The 22,020-nt window shown below is 48.1% G+C and carries 19 protein-coding genes and 2 other annotated features; of the genes, 3 read left to right on the plus strand and 16 right to left on the minus strand.

All coding sequences use genetic code 11. From position 1 onward, the window contains the following. Positions 1-48: 48 nt before the first annotated feature. From VN447_RS11765 to VN447_RS11825, 13 genes are all read right to left on the minus strand, one after another. A complete protein-coding gene (locus VN447_RS11765; RefSeq protein WP_325525550.1) occupies positions 49-1,023 on the minus strand; it encodes a substrate-binding domain-containing protein in 975 nt (324 codons plus the stop codon). A 56-nt stretch (positions 1,024-1,079) separates the two neighbouring features. Then, on the minus strand, positions 1,080-2,123 hold the full coding sequence (locus tag VN447_RS11770) for a LacI family DNA-binding transcriptional regulator (protein ID WP_325525551.1): 1,044 nt from the start codon (positions 2,121-2,123) through the stop codon (positions 1,080-1,082). A gap of 146 nt (positions 2,124-2,269) precedes the next feature. After that, positions 2,270-3,103, minus strand: a complete 834-nt coding sequence (gene pheA, locus VN447_RS11775) for a prephenate dehydratase (protein ID WP_325525552.1) — start codon at positions 3,101-3,103, stop codon at positions 2,270-2,272. Positions 3,104-3,140: 37 nt separating this feature from the next. Further along, positions 3,141-3,407, minus strand: a binding site (T-box leader). A 30-nt stretch (positions 3,408-3,437) separates the two neighbouring features. Beyond that, complete coding sequence (locus VN447_RS11780) at positions 3,438-4,037, minus strand: aminodeoxychorismate/anthranilate synthase component II (protein WP_325525553.1); 600 nt, start codon at positions 4,035-4,037, stop codon at positions 3,438-3,440. A gap of 1 nt (position 4,038) precedes the next feature. Continuing rightward, positions 4,039-5,529 carry an anthranilate synthase component I gene (gene trpE / locus VN447_RS11785; RefSeq protein WP_325525554.1) on the minus strand — a complete coding sequence of 497 codons (1,491 nt, stop codon included), beginning with the start codon at positions 5,527-5,529 and terminating at the stop codon, positions 4,039-4,041. Then, a complete protein-coding gene (trpA, locus tag VN447_RS11790; RefSeq protein ID WP_325525555.1) occupies positions 5,529-6,320 on the minus strand; it encodes a tryptophan synthase subunit alpha in 792 nt (263 codons plus the stop codon). Before trpA ends, trpE begins: the two co-directional genes overlap by 1 nt. Next, positions 6,317-7,501, minus strand: coding sequence for a tryptophan synthase subunit beta (trpB, locus tag VN447_RS11795; protein WP_325525556.1), 1,185 nt, complete (start codon positions 7,499-7,501; stop codon positions 6,317-6,319). Before trpB ends, trpA begins: the two co-directional genes overlap by 4 nt. After that, complete coding sequence (locus tag VN447_RS11800) at positions 7,494-8,288, minus strand: indole-3-glycerol phosphate synthase TrpC (RefSeq protein WP_325525557.1); 795 nt, start codon at positions 8,286-8,288, stop codon at positions 7,494-7,496. The genes trpB and VN447_RS11800 overlap by 8 nt, the downstream gene beginning before the upstream one ends. Beyond that, positions 8,278-8,907, minus strand: coding sequence for a phosphoribosylanthranilate isomerase (locus VN447_RS11805; RefSeq protein WP_325525614.1), 630 nt, complete (start codon positions 8,905-8,907; stop codon positions 8,278-8,280). The genes VN447_RS11800 and VN447_RS11805 overlap by 11 nt, the downstream gene beginning before the upstream one ends. Continuing rightward, a complete protein-coding gene (gene trpD, locus VN447_RS11810) occupies positions 8,892-9,932 on the minus strand; it encodes an anthranilate phosphoribosyltransferase (RefSeq protein WP_325525558.1) in 1,041 nt (346 codons plus the stop codon). Before trpD ends, VN447_RS11805 begins: the two co-directional genes overlap by 16 nt. A 114-nt stretch (positions 9,933-10,046) precedes the next feature. Further along, positions 10,047-10,303: a binding site (T-box leader), on the minus strand. A 24-nt stretch (positions 10,304-10,327) separates the two neighbouring features. After that, positions 10,328-11,278, minus strand: coding sequence for a phosphatase PAP2 family protein (locus tag VN447_RS11815; RefSeq protein ID WP_325525559.1), 951 nt, complete (start codon positions 11,276-11,278; stop codon positions 10,328-10,330). After that, entirely contained in the window at positions 11,271-12,011 is a 741-nt protein-coding gene (locus VN447_RS11820; protein WP_325525560.1) for an HAD family hydrolase, read from the minus strand. Before VN447_RS11820 ends, VN447_RS11815 begins: the two co-directional genes overlap by 8 nt. Positions 12,012-12,161: 150 nt before the next feature. Further along, positions 12,162-13,427 carry a glutamate carboxypeptidase gene (locus tag VN447_RS11825; RefSeq protein ID WP_325525561.1) on the minus strand — a complete coding sequence of 422 codons (1,266 nt, stop codon included), beginning with the start codon at positions 13,425-13,427 and terminating at the stop codon, positions 12,162-12,164. A gap of 280 nt (positions 13,428-13,707) precedes the next feature. Between VN447_RS11825 and VN447_RS11830 the strand changes: the two genes are divergently transcribed. Then, positions 13,708-14,601 carry a DMT family transporter gene (locus VN447_RS11830; protein WP_325525562.1) on the plus strand — a complete coding sequence of 298 codons (894 nt, stop codon included), beginning with the start codon at positions 13,708-13,710 and terminating at the stop codon, positions 14,599-14,601. 83 nt (positions 14,602-14,684) lie between these two features. Here the strand turns inward: VN447_RS11830 and VN447_RS11835 are convergent, their stop codons facing one another. Both VN447_RS11835 and VN447_RS11840 read right to left on the minus strand, forming a co-directional pair. Further along, complete coding sequence (locus VN447_RS11835; protein ID WP_325525563.1) at positions 14,685-15,884, minus strand: electron transfer flavoprotein subunit alpha; 1,200 nt, start codon at positions 15,882-15,884, stop codon at positions 14,685-14,687. A gap of 20 nt (positions 15,885-15,904) precedes the next feature. Then, complete coding sequence (locus VN447_RS11840) at positions 15,905-16,690, minus strand: electron transfer flavoprotein subunit beta/FixA family protein (RefSeq protein ID WP_325525564.1); 786 nt, start codon at positions 16,688-16,690, stop codon at positions 15,905-15,907. Positions 16,691-16,896: 206 nt separating this feature from the next. On the opposite strand from VN447_RS11840, the gene VN447_RS11845 reads away from it, so the two are divergent. Next, complete coding sequence (locus tag VN447_RS11845) at positions 16,897-17,481, plus strand: YdcF family protein (RefSeq protein ID WP_325525565.1); 585 nt, start codon at positions 16,897-16,899, stop codon at positions 17,479-17,481. Here the strand turns inward: VN447_RS11845 and VN447_RS11850 are convergent. Beyond that, positions 17,471-20,863: a DNA polymerase III subunit alpha gene (locus tag VN447_RS11850; RefSeq protein WP_325525566.1), complete on the minus strand. Its 3,393-nt coding sequence runs from the start codon at positions 20,861-20,863 to the stop codon at positions 17,471-17,473. The two genes, VN447_RS11845 and VN447_RS11850, sit on opposite strands and share 11 nt — an antisense overlap. Positions 20,864-21,128: 265 nt before the next feature. Here VN447_RS11850 and VN447_RS11855 point away from each other — a divergent pair, with 265 nt between their 5' ends. After that, positions 21,129-22,004, plus strand: a complete 876-nt coding sequence (locus VN447_RS11855; protein WP_325525567.1) for an ABC transporter substrate-binding protein — start codon at positions 21,129-21,131, stop codon at positions 22,002-22,004. Positions 22,005-22,020 lie beyond the last annotated feature (16 nt).

A 22,020-nucleotide genomic window follows, 5' to 3' on the forward strand; every position in this document is an offset into this window, starting at 1 on the left:
ATTTAGAAAACTGCGGCAAGATCAAGCTTGCCGCAGTCTTTGTTTGTATTAGTAGTTGGCTTTGGCGTCGTAATATTTGTCAACGTTTTCTCTGGTAATAGCGTTAGCGGGAATTACAGTCACTTTTTCTTTAGGAGTATTGCCTTTAAGAATATTTACAGCCAATTTTACGCCATCTTTGACCATAAGCGGCGAGTAAATAAATGTAGTCATTTCGATGTCTTTTTCGTTCTTAATCATTTCATAGTATTCTTTATTGCCGCCAGCACCGGTTAATAGCTTGATATCAGTCCGCTTGGCTTCTTTAATGGCTTTGATAGCACCTAATGCCATTTCATCGTCGAGTGTGAACACGGCGTCAATTTGCTTATGTGCCTGCAACATGTTCTGCATTACAGTGTAGCCTTTTTCTTTTTGGAAGCCGCCGTCCTGCATGGCTAAGACTTTAATATCCGGGAAAGCCTTGATGGTTTCCTCAAAACCGCCTGTACGCAAGGTATTTACCGAAGATGGGGGCGCTGAAATAATAACAACATTTCCTTTGCCTTTAAGTTTATCGGCAATAAACTTAGCACCGTTTATCCCGATCCCTTTATTGTCACCTTTTACTACGGCGGTGAAATCGTCGCTTTCAATCTCGCGGTCAACCACGATAAGCGGAATATTAGCCGCCTTAATTTTTTTGGCGACAGGAGTCATAGAGGCTGATTCAATCGGCAGCATTACTATTGCACTGACTTTTTTGGTGATAAGGTCTTCGATATCGCTAGTCTGTTTATTGGGGTTGTCGGCGGTGGTAATGATGTATTTAACTCCTTGGGCTTTGGCCTCATCTTCAGCATTCTTAATAATGGCACCCAGCCAACCATGGTCAGCAGCCGGGAATGACAGACCGATAACAATCTCTTTTTTTGCATCCGCTTTGTCGGCGGCCGCAGGCTGCTGGCTTCCACAGCCTACCGCTCCTATAACCATAGCAAACACCAAGCTGATAACTAGCCACATTTTACCTGTTTTTCTCACGTCGTAACCCTCCCAAATTTTGACTCTAAGGACATCTTTCTGTTCCTATCCCAAATCTACCGTGAACATCCCCCCTCAGCCAAGTAGTTTGCCTTGTACATATTTTGAGACAACCCGCACGACTGCCGCACCACCATTTGGTAAGGTAAAACAATTTGCCTGCGCTCTAAATCCTCGCCACGAATTAACTTTAAGAGCATATTCATGGCCTCTTTTCCAATCTCGAACTTAGGTTGGGCAATCGTTGTAAGTTGCGGCTCAACAAGCGAACATAACTGAATATCGTCAAAACCGGAAACCGCGATATCTTCTGGCACCCTAAGCCCTTTTTCCTTAATGGCTTTCATCGCCCCGACCGCCATCTCATCATTAGAAGCAAAAACTGCTGTTGGCGGGTTATCAAGTGCCAGAAATTTCATCGCGATGTCATAGCCGGCTTTGACTGAAAAGTTACCTTCTTGAATTAACGTTTCATCAACAGGCGCTTCATTCAAAAGCATTGCCTGGCGATAGCCTTTTAACCGATCCCGGCTCAAAATAACGCTCAACGGCCCCGTAATACAGCCAATCCGGCGGTGTCCCAGCCGGACTAAATGTTCAGTAGCCTGACGCGCGGCGCTGACATTATCAATGGCTACAGTAGGAATATCATAGCCTTCGATATATTCACACGCCAGCACAACCGGAATTACTCTACTGATAGCATAAATCTCTTCTTTAGGAATCCGAGCTGTTGCCAAAATCAGGCCGTCAACAAGCCTCTCTTTAGCCAATTGTATGAAATCCTTTTCAGATTCGAGACTGTTGCCAGTGTCACCCAACAGCACATGATATCCATTGTTTCTAGCCACTGTTTGAAAGCCCTGAACAATCTGTGCGAAAAAATTATTAGTAATGTCAGGCAGCACAACGACTACTGTTTTTGATGACATCTTTCGCAAATTACTGGCAAGACGGTTAGGCCTGTAATCCAGTGCTGCTATGGCTTTAAGCACTCTTTCCCTGGTTTCATCGGCAATGTATGGATTATCAGATATAACCCGCGATACTGTTGATATGGATACCCTAGCCAATTGTGCGACCTCTGCCATTTTTACCATAACAATATTTAATCCTCTTTCAAATTATTCTTATTAGTTTCAAGTATTTTTCTGCAATCGTTTGTAGAAATTATTTCAACATTCTGCAAAAAACTCCTGCTTAATTCAGGAGTTTTTTCAGGTATTTTCCATTTTGATTATATTTGCTATTTACCAACATGATAAATCGGGTATGAACCAAAATTTTTGTACCACAAACATTTTGCTTCAACGGCGCTAACAGCGGCAGCAATATTGCTTTCCATTGTACTGCCTTCAATATCAAAAAAGAAAATATACATACCCAGCCCGGTGCGGGCAGGACGTGACTCAATCCGCGTTAGGTTGACTTCTCGGTTGGCAAATTCCTGCAGTATGTTGCATAAACTTCCTGGCCGTTCGCCATTAATCTGGCACACAAGCGTTGTCTTGCTTTTGCCCTGTACGTTGTTTGCTGGTTGTCGTTCCAAGCCGATGAAGCGTGTCGAGTTAGCCTGATTATCCTGAATATCGGCTGCCAACACAGTTAGCCCATATATTTCGCCTGCTTTCAAACTACCTACAGCGGCATATAAGCCATCGCTTGCAGCAACTATTCTGGCCGCCTCGGCTGTACTCTCAACCGGCTTTATTTTGGCCTGAGGATATAGATTTGCCAGTGTTTTGCGGCATTGGGCAAGTGCTTGGGGATGGGAGACGATGGCAGCAATTTCTTGGCTGTCTTTTTTAGCCAGCAAATTATGCCGGACAGGCAAAACAACCTCTTTAGTGATATATAGGTTAACGTCATGGGCAATGGTATCTAACGTAATATTGACCGATCCTTCCAGCGAATTTTCCACAGGGACGATACATTCATCAACCTCACCTAACGCAACCGCTCTAATAGCGGCATCAATACCGGCAAACGGTTTCAAACAGGCTTCGCTTCTACTATATAAACGTAGCACGATTTCTTCACAATATGTTCCTTGCGGTCCCAGATAGCCAATTTTCCTCATTTAATAATCCCTCCCAAAATAAAAAACTCCCGTCCTGTAAAAGGACGAGAGTTAACTCGCGGTACCACCTTTGTTATCCGCTGCCCGCGGATCACCTCATAAAGTACGGGCTTAGCACCGATACTCCCCTTCGCTGATAACGGTGAAGGTCTCCGGCTCCGCCTACCATCTGCGACGCGCGTCAATCAGATTTCAGCAAGCAACTCCAAGGCGAACTTCAGCAGACCAATCCGTGCCGGCTCTCAGCCTCCCGGCTCTCTGTAGCGGAACTAGTATACCTACTTTTCCTCTTCATGGTTTTTAACACTATTTTTCCTAATATACCATGCGCTCGTTATATATTCAAGCGAATTTTGTCTTGATTGGCATTAGTTTTACTAACGAAGTTTTCCAAAATCATTATCCCCTTAGGCGTCAAGATTGACTCCGGATGGAATTGTACGCCTTCTATATCAAACTCCCGGTGCCTAAGCCCCATAATCAAACCGTCTTGTGACGTAGAAGTGACCTCCAGGCAGTCTGGCAACCCTTCTTTTTCTACGATTAGTGAATGATATCTGCCTGCAACAAAAGGTTGAGGAAGCCCCTGATAAAGGCCTTTCCCTCTATGAATAATATACTCGGTCTTGCCATGCACCGGCAGCGGTGCGCGGATAACTCGCCCGCCAAACACCTCACCAATGGCCTGATGACCAAGACAAATCCCCAGTATCGGTATTTGCCCGGCGAACAGTGCTATAACCGCTTTACTTATCCCGGCATTAGCCGGTGTTCCCGGCCCGGGCGAGATAATGATGCCCCTATAACCCGCATTACTTATCTCATCCAGCGAGATCTTGTCGTTGCGAATGACTGTGACCTCATAGCCTAAACTGGCAACATATTGATACACATTGTAGGTGAAGGAATCATAATTATCTATAAGTAAGATCATGTCATTTTGCCTCCTCTACTAATTGCATTAAGACTCGGGCTTTATGCATGATCTCACGGTATTCCATCTCTGGCACGGAATCAGCGACAATCCCCGCCCCTGTCCGCACAGTGACCTGCTGGCCGTCAATAACTAACGTGCGGATCGTGATGCAGGTATCCATGTTACCCCGGAAGTCAAAGTACCCCACAGCGCCGGCGTAAGGACCACGGCTGTCGCCTTCCAGCTCATAAATAATCTCCATGGCCCGCACTTTAGGCGCGCCGCTCACCGTACCTGCCGGAAAGCACGCGGCCAGCACATCAACCGCCGAAAACCTGGGGTCAACCTGACCTGATACTTCTGATACAATATGCATGACATGTGAGTATTTCTCGACTTCCATCATTCTGTCAACAGTTACTGTTCCCGGCAGACTGATCCGGCCCAGGTCATTGCGTCCAAGATCCACCAGCATAGCATGCTCGGCTCGCTCTTTGGCATCAGCCAGCAGCTCTTCTGCCAGCTCATCATCCTCTACCTGACTGCCGCCCCGGGGACGCGTCCCGGCAATCGGGCAGGTTAGTACTTTGCCGTCTTCCAGCTTTACAAGGCGTTCAGGCGACGCGCCAACAAGCTGCTTATCACCAAAATTAATATAAAACATGTAAGGCGAAGGGTTGGCCTGCCTTAACCGCCGGTATAGTGCAAACGGGTGCCGGGCCAGTTTGTAGTGAAAAGGGCGTGATAGCACTACCTGAAAGATGTCTCCGGCAGCAATATATTCTTTGGCCTGTTCTACCCTATGAATATACTGTTGTTTAAGCAGGGCCTCGTCCTCTTCTAAACTTATCTCAAGCCGGTCATTGAGGTCAGCCTGGCTGCCTACCGGATGGGATTCAGGCAGCACGACAGGCTGCTTGAGTTTAGCCATCAAGCCTTCCAGTTGCTGGCGCGCCCTGTCATATTCCTCGGCAGCCTGAGCCCCTGGTCTAAGAACGACCAGATTGATCAGCCGGGTGGAATGGGTCAGATGATCCATAACAATGATATATTTGCAAACCATCATTTTAATGAGTGGCAAATCATCAGGAGTACTAAGACCACATACCCGTTCCCAGGACGCTACCGATTCGTAAGCGGCATACCCCACCGCTCCGCCAGCAAACGGCGGCAATTCCGGCAGATTCGGCATCGAAAACTTTTGCAAAAACTCCTTAAGTACAAGGTGTGGCTTGCCTACCTCCTGCGATGCGCAGCCATCAAATACGATGTCGGCCTGTTTACTATAGGCAGTAAGCGCAGCCTGCGGCTCGGTGCCAATAAATGAATAACGGCCAAAGGTTTTGCCTGTCTGAGCGCTCTCAAGAATAAAGCCCGGAGCATCACCCACTAGCTTGTAATACATAGAAACCGGGGTTTCCATATCTGTAGACAGCTCGGCACAAACCGGGAGTACAGTATATGTCATTGCTAACTGGCAGAATTCTCCTTTATCTGGATATGCCTTCATCAGCAGCCACACTCCTTATCGAGCGCCTGCCTAATTGCGCTTGTGAATTCCCGTACTGCCTCAACACCGTTATTTGTTAGGCGTTCCATGACGGCGCTGCCGACGATGACAGCGTCGGCATACTTAGCTGCCTGACACGCAGCTTCCGGGCTGCCGATGCCAAAACCCATGGCCAGCGGCAGGTCAGTCTCCTGCCGTACAGCAGTCATGAGCGGGGCAAGCTGATCATAGTCAATCTGACGCACACCGGTAACACCGGTGCTTGATATGCAGTACAAAAAGCCGGCAGCCTGACTGCAAATTGTTGCTAAACGGTCTGGTGTAGTCGTAGGGGCAATAAACTTGATTAAGTCTATCCCTGCCTTCCTACAAGCCGGTTCAACAACAGCCGCTTCTTCTATAGGCAGGTCGGGAATAATCAGACCACTGATTCCTGCCTTGACTAAACTGTCGGCAAACTTGTCAATTCCGAACTGCAGCACAATATTGTAGTATGTCATAATAGCGAGTGGAATTGTCGTCTCCTGCTTAATAAGCGTTACCAGCTCAAGTGCTTTACCAACAGTAGCACCGGCAGCCAACGCCTGAGTCGCCGCATGTTGAATGATCGGCCCGTCAGCCATTGGGTCTGAAAATGGCAGACCAATCTCAATTAAATCGGCGCCAGCTGCCTCCACGGCCTTCACCGCCTGCAAAGTCGTACTATAGTCGGGAAAACCGGCAGTCAGGTAAATAATCAGCCCTTTGCGTCCTGCCGCGTTAAGGGTACGAAATTTTTCGGTTATGTTCATCCTTCCAATCCCCCCATTACCTGTGCCACCATCTGCACATCTTTGTCGCCCCGCCCTGACAGGCAGACAACAATCACATCGTCTGGCTCTGTCTGCGGCATCAGGTACTCCAAATAGGCGAGTGCATGAGAGCTTTCAAGCGCTGGAATAATTCCTTCCAGCCGTGCCAGACGCTCAAAGGCAGCCAGAGCCTCTTCGTCGGTAACCGCTGTATATATTACCCGCCCAGTGTCTTTAAAACAGGAATGCTCAGGCCCAACACCAGGATAGTCAAGACCTGCAGATATTGAATAAGCAGGAATAATCTGACCTTCACTATCTTGCCGCAGATAACTTAAGGAACCGTGCAGCACACCAGGATTTCCGTTAGTCAGTGAGGCCGCATGTTCGCCGGTATTTAACCCTTTTCCGGCCGCTTCCACCCCAATTTTGATTACGGAGGGGTTGTCACGGAACTGGTAAAAAATCCCCATGGCATTGCTGCCGCCGCCGATGCAGGCCACTAGGTATTTTAAATTTTCGCCGGCTTCAGCAATCTGCGCGGCAACCTCCTGACCAATTACAGCCTGAAAATCTCTGACCAGCATCGGATACGGATGCGGCCCTACCACAGACCCGATAATATAATGAGTGTCCTGAATATGGGTAACCCAATAGCGGATCGCTTCACTGGTAGCATCTTTTAAGGTTCCGCTGCCGCTCGTGACCGGCACAACCTCGGTCCCTAACAACCTCATGCGGAAAACATTAAGCGCCTGGCGTTCCATATCTTCAGCACCCATGAATACTGAGCACTGCATCCCAAACAGCGCGGCCACCGTGGCACAGGCTACCCCATGCTGACCAGCGCCCGTCTCGGCAACTATGCGTTTTTTCCCCATCCGCCGCGCCAAGAGCGCCTGGCCGATCGCGTTGTTAATCTTGTGTGCTCCGGTGTGGAGCAAGTCTTCCCGTTTCAGATAAATCTTTCCCCGGCCATAGTGCTGTGTTAACTTAGCCGCATAATAGAGCTTTGTTGGCCTGCCTGCATATTCTTTAAAATAAAAATCCACCTCAGACTGAAACGCCGCATCTTCTTTTAACCTCCGATAATTGGCTTCCAGCTCAATAAGGGCTGGCATGACAGTTTCCGGTACAAACCGGCCACCATACTGTCCAAACCTTCCGTTATGATTAGGCATCTTGACCTCTCCCTTCTTGTTGTGAACCACACAAAGCCAGTTCACACGTCTTAGTAGGCATATCCGGGGCTGTAACCAGCCCTTCCCCAACTAGAATACCTTTTACACCGGCATTTTTTAGTTTTAATGCATCCCCGCCGTTCTTAATGCCGCTCTCACTAATAATTAAACAGCCTGGTTCACAATAAGGCAGTAACCTGAACGTCTGCTCAATATTAGTCGTAAACGTCTGTAAGTCCCGATTGTTAATACCCACCAGCTTGGCTCCTGCTTGATTTACCCTGGTAAGTTCTGATAGGGTATGGACTTCCACTAAACAGTCCATCCCCAGGCTAGCTGCAATGTGTGACAAGTTGCTTAGTTCAGCGTCTGACAAAATAGCGGCAATGAGCAGTACAGCATCAGCCCCCGCAGCTCTGGCCGCATAGAGTTGATATTCGTCAATGATAAACTCCTTGCATAACATCGGCAGATTGACGGCAGATTTAACCCTCAAGATGTCGTCCAAACAGCCGCAAAAAGCGGCGTTAGTATGCACAGATAAGGCGGCAGCACCGTTATTGGCAAAAATGGCAGCAAGCTCTGGCACCGTGTAGTCTTTGCACAAGGTTCCTTTGGCCGGAGATGACAGCTTGCACTCGGCGATTAGCGCCCAGTCTTGCTCGGCAATGGCCGCGCTAAAGGCAAAGCTGCCTGTCGTTAGCTTGCTGATGATCATTTCAAGCGGGGTGATCCTTTTCATTAAAACTACCGCTTGTTTGGTTTGAGCTACAATTTTATTTAACATCAGCCACCTCCGCTCCTCGGACAGCGGCAATAAACCGCTCTATTTTTTTACTATCTTTGACTCCATTGGTTTCTACACCGCCGGATACATCAACACCATCCGGCTTAAGTATCTGAATGGCCTCTGCCACATTGTCAGGTGTCAGCCCCCCGGCTACCATGAACGGCCTAGGTGTCTGCCATACCAACGCTTGCGCTTCCTGCCAATCAAAGGTTATACCTGTTCCCCCTTGTTGCCCGGCACTAAAGCTATCAAGCAGTGTCCACCCCTGCTGATAACCGTTAAACGCCTCTACACTAAATCCCGGTCTGAATCTAAAGGCTTTAATCACCGGATAACCGATTAAACTGCAGTATTCCGGTGATTCATCACCATGCAACTGAACATAGTCTAGCTGGCACTCCCGCGCAATCGACTGTACCTTGGTGAGCGGTGCATTAACAAATACACCTACTTTGCCAATTCCAGAAATTTGGCAAGCAATCTCCTGTGCTTTTTCCACCGTAACATGCCTCCGACTGTCGGCAAAAACAAAGCCAATCAGGTCAGCGCCAAACTCCCGCGCGGCCAGAGCCGCTTCAATTGTAGTGATACCACAAATCTTTATGATAATGGCAATCCCTCCTGATCCCGGTAATTCTGGGTAAACGTCTTTAACGCTTCAAACTTAACCAACGCTGCCCCACTGTCAATGCTAGCAGCAGCCAGGTGCAACCCTTCACTGATATCAGCTGCCGCATCGGCCACGACCAGCGCTGCAGCAGCGTTCATCAGTACAATGTCTCGTTTAAAACCATGCTCACCGGTAAGCAGCCGCATAATAATCCGGGCATTGTCCTCAATTGTACCACCCTGATAATCAGCAAGCGTGCAGCGATCAAACCCATACATTTCAGGGTTAATCACATAGGAACGGATTTCACCGCCGCGCACTTCGGCAACCTGCGTTGGCGATGCTGTTGATATTTCATCAAGTCCATCTAAGCTGTGAACAACCATCGCACTCATTACGCCCAGTTCTGCAAGCGCTTGAGCAACTTTCATAGTTAATTCGGGGGCATACACCCCAATAAGCTGGCAATTCGCACCTGCCGGATTGGTCAGCGGACCAAGCAGGTTGAACACAGTACGGAAGCCTAATGCTTTCCGGGGATTGACCGCATACCTCATTGCCTGATGAAAATTAGGAGCAAATATAAAGCCTACCCCGATGGTGTCAATGGCCTCTGCCAAGGCCTTGGGTGGCAATTCCAGCTTTACTCCTAATGCACTTAGCACGTCAGCGCTGCCACAGGAACTGGACACACCCCTGTTGCCGTGTTTGGCAACACTGAGTCCAGCTCCTGCCAAGACAAAGGCGACTGCCGTTGAGATGTTGAAAGTTCCCTGTTTATCGCCGCCAGTACCGCAGGTGTCGATTAACTTCTTTGAACCGCATTCTACCTTGATTGCATGGCTGCGCATGGTTTCTGCGAAGCCGGCAACCTCCATGCTTGTTTCACCCTTCATGCGCATGGCTGTTAAAAAAGCGCCGATTTGCGTTTCACTAGCCTGGCCTGACATGATTACCTGCATAGCTGCTCTGGCTTCCTCACGGGAAAGGTTTTGGCCTGCGACTGCCTGCGAAAGATAGTCTTTTAACATGACCCCAGCCTCCTTGGCAAAAAAATAAAGACCATTTCACCTCAGGGGCGAAATGGTCCGCGGTACCACCCTAATTTTGGAAAGTTTAGGCTAAAATAAAAACGACCATCTCACCCCAGGGGCGAAATGGTCGCGATACCACCCTTTTTGAAAAGCCTAAACTTTCCCTTGTTCAGGTACGGGAACTATATCCGATACCCTAGCCTGTTAACGTCGGCGTCCGGCCCAGCCTACTGGCAAATGCGTTTGGTGGGCAGCTCACAGGTCCATTCCATATGCTCTCTAGGCCGGTCATCACACCTCCGGAAATCCGGTCACCGGCTCGCTGTACTATAGTGTACATATGTACTCGTCCTGTTCACAGCTGTTTTACAGTATGTAACTTTAGAGTCATTTTATCTTATGAACTTTGTATTGTCAAGCATATTTTTTCCTGATTTTGTTCCGGCTATACCTGCCGGAACAAGACCCAGCAGGTTAAACAGCCACGGCGCACCTAAAGTAATCCATCCTCCAGCCAGCCAGTAGCGAATATAGCGAAACAGTAAAAAATAAGCATGCTTTTCGTGCGGGAACACAGTCTTTAAACCAGCCCAAATGATGAACAAACCTGTTAACCCCACTAAAATCCGGCCGGACAATTTAGCCCATTCTCCCTGAGGTACCAACCCACCGGCGCCAACATAGCGCTGCGCGATAATTAGACCAACACCTGCCCCTGACAGCGCCGCAACAATCGAAGCACTGTCTTTGCCAGGGTGCAGCCAAAATAGCAATATCGGCCCCATGACGGCAAGCATGCCCTGCTGCCATGGCCTTAGCCGGACAATCCAATTGACCAGCAGCGGCTCGGCCGAACCACAGCCAATGAGCAATACTAGCCCCAGGGCCCAGCCTGCCAGTACATCGGTAGGAAAGTGCACGCCCAAATAGATGCGGGAAAAACCAATGAATACGGCTACGCCCCCGCCGATAAGCCATAGAAAACGCTTTTGGGTCAGTTTTGCTAACCCAAGCCAAAACACCAGCCCAGTTTGGGCATGATTGCTGGGCAAGCTATAGCCGCCAGCAGGAAAAAGCTGAACCTCGGGGCGGAATACAAAGGGGCGAGGCTGCGCAATGATATCCTTTATCGATACATTTACATAATGCGATAATAACACGACAAAAGACAAACGTACCCCATTTCGTAAGTCGACGCACCAAAGAATAAGCGGCAATGCTAGCAGGTAAAACTCTTCCTGTCCTAGCAGGGTAACACCCCGAAACACGGCATCGGCGGCAGGACTGCGCATTTGCTGCACAAAGGTTATTATATCTAAGCCATAACGCAATAGCTCATTCATTGTCTTTTATCCGTCCATTTTCAGTCCTAATAATCCCAGCGATTGTCGCTGCCAGTTCAGCCAGTGTTCCCTGATAATCAGCCTTTGCTTCCGCCTCTTGCGAATTTAGCAAGCAGTCGGTTACCAGGTATGTTTTCATACCAATCCTAGCAGCCGCTAAATCTTCTATGACATCATTTCCCACCATCAGGCAATCTTCCGGCTTGCGCCCGATTCGCTCGGCTATCTCCAGGTAATATTCGGGATGAGGTTTGCAAAAATGACATTCTTCATAGCAAGTGACAAATGTAAACTTTACATCCCCCACCCCGGCCCAGTCAATCCGCTGCCGAATAGCGCTTATGGGAAATATCGGATTTGTCGCTACAACCACGTCAATCCCTAGCTCAGCTACAGCCATAACAGCCCGCCGGGCATCGGCATTAGACTTGGTCGTTGGTTTGACCAAAACAAAGTCTGTTTCATAAAAATTGTCAATTACAGGCATCAATATATCTGGCGCAACGCCAATGTTCGGCAAGAAATCATCAAAAAAAACCTGCTGGTTGGTCTTGGACTTATCCCTGCTTTTAATCATGACTTCAGTGGAGGCCAATAACTGACTGATAAATTTTTTTGGATCGGCAACGTTAGCGACCCGCGCCCCCAGGTGGTTCAAATATTCCCGCAAAAACTCGTCCTGATTAAGTGGCAGTAAGGTTCCATCCAGGTCGAATAACACACTTTTTATCATGTAAGGGTAACTCCTTCAATATAGTCTTGTAATTCAGTTTACTAGAAAAGTGCATATATGCCAAGTAGTGGAGCAGCCCTGATACCACATAAACAAAATCAAGCGAGGTTGCCGTTGGCAACCTCGCGATCGCTATCAATTATTCAACACTTACCATTTAGCGTCATTGCCACTGCCAATGTCCATCAAAATGCGAGTTAAAAGATACAGGCGCGGAGTAATGCTGCCCACCTCAATAAACTCCTCTGGCGTGTGGTCGTTGCCGCCAACAATTCCCAATCCATCTACAGCTATAGCCCCGACAATGGCGGCATAGTTGGCATCAGAGCCGCCGCCCGAGCCTTGAACACCCAGTTTAAGGCCGAGTTCTTTGTCATAGATATTTTGGAGGCGAGTTACCAACTTATCGGTTTTGTCATTTTTAGCAAAGGGCGGCCGGCCGCGGAACAGATCTAATTCTACTTTAGTATCAGGCACCAAGTGTTTTTGTGATATTGTCTTGGCATCTTTCATTATCCGGTCATATTCTTCCGGATACAACACGCGAATATCAGCCTGGGCCCAAGCAGCATCAGGTATTACATTGACAGGAGTCTTGGTTTTATCCAACAGAGTCCAGTTTACAGTCGTCATCTTGGCCGGGTCGCCAAGCTTAGAGAGTTGAACAATTTGATGGGCCAGCTCAACGGTAGCGTTCCGCCCTTTTTCTGGCTCAATACCGGCGTGAGCATTACGTCCCGATACCTGCATTGTCAGACGGCCAATACCCTTCCGCCAATTCATAACATAATCTCCAGGAATCCCTGGTTCCACACACAGGGCATATTTATGCTCTTTTGCGGTTTGCATGATTAAGTCCCGAGATTCAAGTGAGCTTTTTTCTTCATCAGGATTAATCAAAAAGGTAATGCGGTCATAATCCTGGAAATCAGTCTCTTTTAAAATAGCCAGTGCATGTAGCGCAAGTGTTAATCCGCCTTTTTCATCAGAAACGCCAGGGCCATAAGCCTTTATTCCATCGGTACTAAACGGGCGTTTTTCAGCCGTACCGGCAGCATATACTGTATCAGCATGGGCCAAAATTAGTGCCGTCCCTTTGCCTGTACCACGGAATACTGCCTTTATGTTATAGCCGGCCTGGGGCTTGTTCACCTCAGTATATGTAACTTCTGCCCCCAATTCCTTAAGTCGTTCAATAAGCTGACCCTGAAACTTTTTAAGCCCAGGTTCATGACCACTGCCTGTATCAATATTAACGTAGTTTTCAAGGTCTGTGAGCAGTGTTGCTTTATGCTCCTCACATTTTTGATACAGAGCGTCATCTTTTGCCGCAGCCATAGCCGCAGGTGAAATTGCGGAAAATACCATTAAAGCAATTACGACTGTGGGAATAATTTTTCTTAGCAGTCTAGTCATTTAAACATACCTCCGTCATTGTCTGTTCTGCATTTGGTTCACCGGTTTACCCTATCACCTCAACTCTATAAAGACATCCGTTCCTGCCACGTGTATAATCAAATTATTCGCCGACCACATGACAAATCCTTCCATATGTCGAAATTTATTGACGTTCGTAGCTTTCAGCCCTGGAAATAAGCTGGTTCACCCTGACTCCCACCCCAAAAACTTAACATTCCTAGTTTACGCAGGAAGGAGTCCTAACGTTTTCATGGTATATGTATATTGAGGTGTTGACATGCACGTACATTTAATATTAGTTCTTGTTGCTTTTCTATGGGGTTTAAACCCGCCTGTAATGAAAATCGGACTTCTGTACATACCGCCTATGCCATACAATGCTGTGCGCTTATTTGCTGCTCTAGCGGTCGGCTGGCTTGTCTTACGACGTTTATGTACCTGGATACCGCTCCGGCGTGAAGATCGCAAAGCACTCATCATATCCAGTCTGGGGTTCTTCTTTTTTCAACTCTTCTTCACATTTGGCATCCAACTGACCACAGCCGGCAACTCATCGCTTATTCTGGGCTGTCTCCCTGTCAGTATAGCCATCATTAACCATTTCCACCACCTGGAAGGAATCAAACCGGGAGTTATTAGGGGAATCATAATTTCTCTTGCCGGTGTAGCACTAATGGTAGCCGGAACAGGCAAAGAAGTCAGCCTCTCCGGAGATCATATTTTAGGAGCCTTGCTGCTCTTAACTGCCCAAATGAGTTATGGCTACTACACTGTCTTTTCCAGACCGCTGGCTGCCACTTATTCAGCGTATCAAGTGACGGCCTACATTCTGCTGATTTCCACCGGACTGTTTACAATTATTTCCCTGCCTGCAGTAGTGGCTGTCGACTGGCAGTCGGTCCCTTGGCAAGGCTGGGCCAGCTTCTTATACTCTGGCGTATTTCCGCTCTGTCTGGCAAACTGCCTCTGGATTTGGGGTACCGCCAAGGCTGGCAGCACCACAGCCTCTCTGTATAACAACCTGTCACCCGTGTTTGCCGTTGGCGCCGGCTACCTGTTCCTTGATGAAACATTTGGCTGGCTGCAGTTCATTGGCGCTGTCATAATCTTGACCGGTCTGTATGTTGCCAGAAGCAAGAATATGGTGCAGACGGAAGAAAAATGTCAATAAGTCTGCCTAGCTGATCTTATAAGCAAAAAGACAGTCCCGCATTCCGAAATTACCGGATTGCGGGACTGTCTTTTTTACTACTGCTAACAAGCCTGTTTGATTTTCTTAATCTCTTCAATCAGCACAGGCAGTACTTCCAATGCATCGCCAACAATACCGAAGTTGGCAGACTTAAAGATAGGCGCATCAGCGTCTTTATTGATCGCGATAATGATGTCTGATGTCGACATGCCAGCCAAATGCTGAATAGCGCCACTGATGCCGCAGGCAATATAGACTTTGGGGGCTACTGTTTTACCGGTTTGTCCGACCTGGTGAATAGCAGGTTTCCAGCCGGCGTCAACAGCTGCGCGGGATGCGCCGACTGCGCCGCCCAGAACATTAGCCAATTCTTCGATAAGCACAAAGTTTTCGGGTTTGCCCATTCCCCGGCCGCCGGAGACAATAAACTGGGCCTCTTCTAAATTGCAGGATGCCGCATCACTAAGTGACAAAATTTCAATAAGCTTGGTACGGATATCTTCCTGTTTCACTTTGCTGGCAACACGCACAAGCTCACCGCTGCGGGACATATCCTGCTCAGGGCGTTTGAATACGTTAGGCCGGACAGTTCCCATTTGCGGACGATGGTTAGGGCAGAGAATGGTGGCCATAATGTTGCCGCCAAACGCCGGACGTGTCCAGGCGACAAGCCCTGTTTCTTCGTCAATACCCAGGCTGGTGCAGTCGGCAGTCAGACCTGTGCCTACCCGGCAGGCTACCCGGGGGCCAAGGTCGCGCCCGTCATTGGTTGCCCCCATAAGGATAACCGAGGGTTTGTATGTATTAATTAAATCAGTAAGAGCAATCGTATAAGCATCAGTACTATAGTGCTTATATTCGGCGCCTTCTAGTAAATACACCTTGTCAGCACCGCTGGCAAACATGTCCTTGGCCAGTTGCTCAACACCTTCGCCAATGACCACAGCCGCTAATTCCTGCCCCATAGACTCAGCCAGCTTACGGCCTTCCCCCAGCAGCTCAAGTCCAACATTGCGGGCCTTGCCTTCAAACTGTTCGATATATACCCAAACACCCTTATAGTCGTTGTTATCTACTGCCGGTTTTCCAGCAGCCGGGCGACTGATAGCCGTTACAGGACAGACATCAATACACGCGCCGCATACCGTACAAGCATCGGTAATTACGGCTTTATCGCCTTCCATGACAATCGCGCCAAACGGGCAGGCGCTGACACAGGCACTACAGCCTATACATAGTTCTTTATCTACATTAACAGCCATTCTAAATCTCCCCCCTGATATCAGATGATTTTCGCCTGATTAAGTTTAGTCAGCAATCGTGTTACAGCAGCGCGGGCATTATCCTCCTGAATAATCTCACCCTGAACCCGCTGTTTGGGGGTAAAGATACGGCGCACTTGAGTAGGTGACCCTTTAAGTCCAATCTGTTCTGGATTTACCTCAATATCAGCAGCTGTCCAGACAGGTATCTCTTTGCGGTTAGCTTTCATGGTTCCTTTGATGCTGGGATAGCGCGGTTCGTTAATTGATTTCACAACACTAAGCAGTACAGGCAGCTTGGTCTCAATAATCTCATAGCCTTCTTCATGCTCGCGCTCAGCCCGAACAATGCCATCAGTAATTTCAAGTTTGGATACATAGGTAATCTGAGCAATATCGAGATGCTCGGCAATCTCCGGCCCTACCTGGGCAGTGTCGCCGTCAATGGCCTGCTTACCACATAGGATTACGTCAAAGTTACCAAGTTTTTTTATTCCCGCAGCCAGAGTATGGCTGGTAGCCAGCGTATCGGCTCCGCCAAAGGCACGGTCACTCATCAGAATTGCTTCGTCAGCACCCAGGGCAATACACTCTTTTAGGGCTTCTTTAGCCTGGGGCGGTCCCATAGAAATTACGGTTACCCGGCCGCCATGCTTTTCTTTTAGCTTCAATGCCTCTTCTACCGCATTTTTATCAAAAGGATTTACAATACTTGGTACGCCCTGGCGAATCAGAGTATTAGTCTGCGGGTCAATTTTAACCTCAGTAGTGTCTGGCACTTGTTTGACACAGACGATTATTTCCATCACACGTCCCCCTGTTGTAAATATCAAATAATGATAACAAATTATAACATCTCTTATTCTAATATTTTTTACTGGCAAACTGCAACATTTTTCGCATAACTACTAAAAATTCCTCAAAATTTAATACAGTTAAATTAGCACGCATGGTTATCCATAGTGCTATAATAAAATTGATACTCACAAATATCTACGGAGGCATTAGCACTATGAAGCTACTTTTAAGCCAAAAACTGAGACGCTATCTGTTACTGCTTGTAGTCATTACTGTGGCAGTTGTTGAAATACCCATTGTTACCGTTGGTTACTTAACCAAACCTGTTCCGAGCGATACTATTATTGTCTTAGGGGCTAAGCTGATCGGCGATCAGCCCAGCACAATGCTTAGGCTTAGGCTTGATGAAGCAGTACAGTTATATAATCAGGGCTTCGCCCCTTCCATCATTGTTAGTGGCGCTCAAGGCCTGGATGAAATAGCCAGCGAAGCTGATGTTATGCGTACTTATCTTATCGCCAAAGGTATCCCGCCCGAAAAAATCTATGTCGAAAATAAATCCTTCAATACCTATCAGAACCTGCTTTATTCTAAAAACATTATGCGCGATCAAGGCTTTCGCCAAGCCATCATTGTCTCTAACTCTTCCCATATCAGGCGGTCGCTGGTCTTAGCACAACAATTAGGCATAGAGGCCAGCGGTTCGCCAGCCCCTATGGCAGATAATGCTTATCTTACTGCCAAACAATATGCCAGGGAAGGTGCAGCTATGCTGTCACTCCTGGTGTTTAACAGGTAGTGACAGCCCCTTTGCCTAAAAGCCCTTCAATGGCAGCAAGAGCTGCCGGTGTCGGCTCAATCCAAAAATCGCGCTCTGTTTTAATTACACGTTTGCTGTCAACCAGATGCAGGTAGACGGCCGATGAACCGGCATGTTTATTCAGCATTTTTTTTAGCCCGGCTAGGGTGGCGGGCGTTTCCTGCTCTTTGCGCAATGTGATTCTGACCTCTGCACCTGCACTATTGAGCGGGATTATATCGTCGGCCATAATCTTGGCGCCTTCTTCATGAATGTTAAGACGCCCGGAAACCATCACCGGCAAATCAGGCGCCAGCAGGCGACCTGTTTTTTCAAAAATCCGGGGAAATACGATGACCTCTACTTGTCCGGTGAAATCTTCAAGATTAATAAAACACATCATGCTGCCGTTCTTGGTATTAATGCGCTTAGCACTGGCAATCAGTCCACCCACCCGAATGGGCTGCCCGTCGGTATATTGGCCTTCGGCTAAACCGCCAAGCGCGGGCAGGGACGAGAGCTTAGCCCGATATTTATCCAACGGATGACCGGTTACATAAAAACCGGTTATTTCTTTTTCTAACGCCAGCAACTCTTCCTGAGGTAATTCGGGTACATCAGGCAGAATAACATCATCCACACACTCGATGGTGTCATCACCGAACAAACCCAACTGCCCACTTGCCGCGTCCTTTTGTCGGCAGGCAGCCACCTCCACCGCCTGCTCCAGTACATTTAAAAGCTGTGAACGCCGGGCCTTAAGTGAGTCAAACGCCCCGCATTTGATTAAACTCTCAATCACCCGTTTGTTGACCACCCGCATATCGACACGGGAGCAAAAATCAACAAGTGAGGTAAATTTACCACCCTTCTGACGAGCCGAGATGATGCTCTGAAGGGCATTGCCGCCCGCGTTTTTGACACCGGCCAAGCCAAAGCGGATGGCATTGCCGTCAACAGAAAAAGCCGTACCGCTCGCGTTAATATCCGGTGACAGAACTGAAATCCCCCGGCGGCGGCATTCTTCAATATAATAGCCAACCTTATCATTGGTCCCCATTACGCTTGTTAACAAGGCAGCGTAAAATTCTTGAGAATAGTGAGCCTTCAAATAAGCCGTCTGATAAGCTACCAGCGCGTACGCGGCGCTGTGGGATTTATTAAAACCATAGTCGGCAAAATGTGTCATGAGTTCAAAGACATCATGGGCCAGCTTGGCATCAATTCCCCGCTCAGCCGCGCCCTTAAGAAAAGACTCTCGTTGAGCGGCCAGCACCTCGTGTTTCTTTTTACCCATCGCCCGCCGCAAAAGATCAGCTTGTCCCAGCGAAAAACCGGCCAGCACCGAGGCAATCTGCATAACCTGTTCCTGATACAAAATTACGCCAAATGTATCTTTCAAAATAGGTTCAAGCAAAGGGTGTAAATAAGTAACTACTTTTTTCTCATGACGGCCGTCAATAAAGTCTGACACCATGCCGCTGCCAAGCGGCCCTGGCCGGTAGAGCGCCACTAACGGGATTAGGTCGTCAAACCGCTCGGGCTTAAGATCCTTCACCAGATTTGTCATGCCGCTTGATTCCATCTGGAATACGCCTGACGTATCGCCAGTGGACAACATAACACAGGTTTTGGTATCTGCCAGGGGAATCTGCTCTATATCGAGCTCCTCGCCACGATTTTCTTTGATTAAGGCAATCGCATCGCCAATTACGGTTAACGTTCTAAGCCCCAGAAGGTCCATCTTTAAGAGGCCAATTTCTTCAATCCGGTCTTTGTCAAACTGAGTGGTGACAAACCCTTCGCTTGATAGCTGCAGCGGTGCAAAGTGAGTCAGCGGCTCCTTGGCAATAACCAGACCAGCCGCGTGGGTTGAAGCATGGCGCGGCAAGCCTTCTACCGCCATAGCCAGATCAACAAGTTTTCGCACCGTCTCTTCAGTATCATATAAGCCTTTTAGCTCTTGGTTGGCGGTTAATGCTTTTTTTAGAGTAATGCCAAGTTCGGCTGGCACCAGCTTAGCAATCCGGTCAACCTCACCATAAGGCAGGTTCAAGGCCCGGCCTACATCGCGAATGGCTGCCCGTGCCGCCATAGTACCAAAGGTAATAATTTGTGCCACGCGGTCGCTGCCATAACGAGCTACAACATATTCAATGATTTTGCTACGGCGTTCATAACAAAAATCAATATCAATATCAGGCATTGATACCCGTTCCGGATTCAAAAACCGTTCAAAGAGCAGACCATATTTAAGTGGGTCAATATTTGTAATCCCTAACAAATAAGCCACAATACTGCCGGCTGCTGAACCCCGCCCCGGACCTACCGGTATAGACTGGCTGCGGGAATAATTGACAAAATCCCAGACAATCAAGAAGTAGCTGGAATATCCCATTTTTTTTATAACGTCAAGTTCAAAGTCAAGCCGTGCCGTTACCTCAGGTGTTAACTCAGCATACCGTCTGGGAATGGCCTCCCGGCACAGTTGAGCCAGATACTCATCATCATTTATTCCGTCTGGTGTAGGGAAATCGGGCAGATAGAGCTTGTCAAAATCAAATGTAACATCGCAGCGCTCGGCAATCTTACAGGTATTGGCCAGCGCTTCAGGGTATTCAGCAAAAAGTTCAGCCATTTCAGCCGGACTTTTTAGATAAAACTCATCACTAGGAAACTTCATCCGGTTCTGGTCGTCAACCGTCTTACCGGTCTGAATACAGAGCAGAACATCATGACACTCGGCATCCTGCTTGTTGATATAATGGGCATCATTAGTGGCAACAAGACCAAGCCCTAATTTTTTCGCCAGCTTAACCAGGTGCCTGTTTGCCTGCTTTTCCTCAGGCATGCCATGATCCTGAAGCTCTATATAAAAGTTTTCCGTCCCAAATATTTCGATATACTCGCTGGCCAGTGCTTCTGCCTTATCCATATCCCCCCGCAAGATAGCCGCTGGGATTTCACCAGCGATACAAGCGCTTAAGCCGATAAGCCCCTCACTGTAAGTGCGCAGTATTTCCCGGTCAATACGGGGTTTATAATAGAAACCTTCGCTGTAGCCACGCGATACCAGCTCGATAAGGTTACGATACCCTTGCTCATTGGCGGCCAGCAAAATCAGGTGATAATACGACTCACCCTCAACCGCCGCTTTATCTAAACGTGAACGGGGTGCGACATACACCTCGCAGCCGATGATCGGCTTAATGCCCTGCTTCTTGGCTTGTTTATAAAAATCAATGGTGCCGTACATCGTGCCGTGGTCAGTCATTGCGACCGCCGGCATCCCCATTTCTTTCGCCCGGCGTACCAGGTCTGCAATTCGTCCGGCTCCGTCTAACAGGCTATATTCAGTGTGATTGTGCAAATGGACAAACATAAGATCAAGCATCCTCCGGTGTAAACGTATATTTCCTAGTTTACCACGACTGGGCCAACCTGTGAATGATAGAATTTTATCCGATGACTAACCCGCTCTAAGACTCCCATCTTTCCTGTGCCCTTTAGGGTATACAAGTGGGAGTTATACCCAAAGGGCACAGGCGAGCGGCTAAGTCTACCTTATCAGTTAATTTGTCAAATTCACGGCAGGTATTAATCAACTAAATGTGGAAACTGTAATAAAAAAGGAAACCAGAGGTGTTGTGCGCTTGCATCATATTGGTATTTTACAATTAACGCAGAATCTTGACGACGCGGTACGCGGCTTTAAAGCCGGACTGGCTGAACAAAACCTAATAGCTGAATTTCATTATTTGAACGCTGATGGCGCTTTGGGCGATTTACCACAGCTTGCCGGCAAACTGGCCGAGCAAAAAGTTGACCTTATCTTTGCCTGTTCTACACCGGCTGCTCAGGCGGCTGTAAAATTAGACGGTACTATCCCAGTGGTATTCACGCCTGTGTTTGACCCGGTAGGAGTGGCCTTGGTTAATACACTGGACAAGCCCGGCGGCAAGGCTACGGGCGTAGCCGGCATGGTTCCCGCTGCCGCCAAAGTTGCTTTTATCCGTGAACTGTTGCCTGCTGCCAAAACCCTCGGAATTTTGTACCACACCGGCGACAGTAATGCTGTGCTGGAGGCAGCGAATTTTAAACAAGCAGCCAACGATATATTTACGCTGGTTGACCTGCCGGCAGACAAGCCTGAGGATCTGTCGACTTTACCTGATAAACTAACCCCTAATCTTGATGCTCTGTTTCTGCCTATTGGCCGGGTTATTGAAGAAAACTTTGCCAGTGTGGCCTACTATGCCGAATCAGCCAATCTGCCGATTATCACCTCGCATGCGCCGAATGTGCCGTCAGGCGCTTTAGGTGCTCTTGTAGCCAATCACTACGAGTTGGGTCGTGCCTGCGCCGCCAAAGCAGCACAGATTCTTGCTGGTGCCAACCCTGGCGACATACCTGTCGGTCTTGTGGATCATCCTGAAGTTCAGCTTAATGCCTTTGTTGCTGGTAATTTAGGCGTTGAACTGCCTCAATCGCTGCTGGCACAAGCAAAAGAAGTATTTGAATAATTACTATAGAAAATCT

Source organism: Sporomusa sp. (assembly GCF_035561155.1).
Taxonomy (GTDB): domain Bacteria; phylum Bacillota; class Negativicutes; order Sporomusales; family Sporomusaceae; genus Sporomusa.